The organism is Streptomyces sp. WG7, assembly GCF_049975785.1.
Lineage (GTDB): Bacteria > Actinomycetota > Actinomycetes > Streptomycetales > Streptomycetaceae > Streptomyces.
This window is the reverse complement of the sequence record NZ_JBNGGE010000151.1, coordinates 1-1,178: the sequence shown is the minus strand read 5'-3', so window position 1 is coordinate 1,178 and position 1,178 is coordinate 1. Positions and strand designations below refer to the sequence as shown.

The following is a 1,178-nucleotide window of genomic DNA, read 5'->3' as shown; positions in this document are numbered from 1 at the left end:
CGGCTGGCGGCGGCGCTGACGCCCCGGGTGGACGCGGTGCTGGCCCGGCACCCGCTGCGGGACCTGGTCACCACCTCCGACCCGCTGCCCCTGCTCGTGGAACGCGAACGCGCCCTGTACGGCGCCTGGTACGAGTTCTTCCCCCGCTCCGAGGGCACCCCCACCCGGCCCCACGGCACCTTCCGCACCGCCGCCCGCCGGCTCCCCGCCATCGCCGCCATGGGCTTCGACGTCGTCTACCTCCCCCCGGTCCACCCCATCGGCACCACCCACCGCAAAGGCCGCAACAACACCCTCTCCGCCACCCCCGACGACGTCGGCGTCCCCTGGGCCATCGGCTCCCCCGAAGGCGGCCACGACACCGTCCACCCCGACCTCGGCACCCTCGACGACTTCGACGACTTCGTCCGCGAAGCCGCCCGCCACGGCCTGGAGATCGCCCTCGACTTCGCCCTCCAGTGCTCCCCCGACCACCCCTGGGTCCACAAACACCCCGAGTGGTTCCACCACCGCCCCGACGGCACCATCGCCCACGCCGAGAACCCGCCCAAGAAGTACCAGGACATCTACCCCATCGCCTTCGACGCCGACCTGGACGGCCTGGTCACCGAGACCGTGCGGGTACTCCGCTTCTGGATGGACCACGGCGTGCGGATCTTCCGCGTCGACAACCCCCACACCAAACCCGTCGTGTTCTGGGAGAAGGTCATCGGCGAGATCAACCACGCCGACCCCGACGTCATCTTCCTCGCGGAGGCCTTCACCCGCCCCGCGATGATGCACACCCTCGCCCAGATCGGCTTCCAGCAGTCCTACACCTACTTCACCTGGCGCAACACCAAACAGGAACTCACCGAGTACCTCACCGAACTGACCGGGGACGCCGCCTCCTACATGCGGCCCAACCTCTTCACCAACACCCCCGACATCCTGCACGCCTACCTCCAGCACGGCGGCCGCCCCGCCTTCGAGGTCCGCGCCGTCCTCGCCGCCACCCTCTCCCCCACCTGGGGCATCTACAGCGGCTACGAACTCTGCGAGAACACCCCCCTGCGCGAAGGCAGCGAGGAATACCTCGACAGCGAGAAGTACCAGCTCAAACCCCGCGACTGGACCACCGCCGCACGCGAGGGCCGCACCATCGCCCCCCTCATCACCCGCCTCAACACCATCCGGCG

1 pseudogene is annotated in these 1,178 nt (G+C 69.8%); it reads left to right on the top strand.

What is annotated here, in order from left to right:
• Nucleotides 1-1,178 (top strand): annotated as a pseudogene (locus ACP4J0_RS38460) (alpha-1,4-glucan--maltose-1-phosphate maltosyltransferase); the annotation flags it as partial.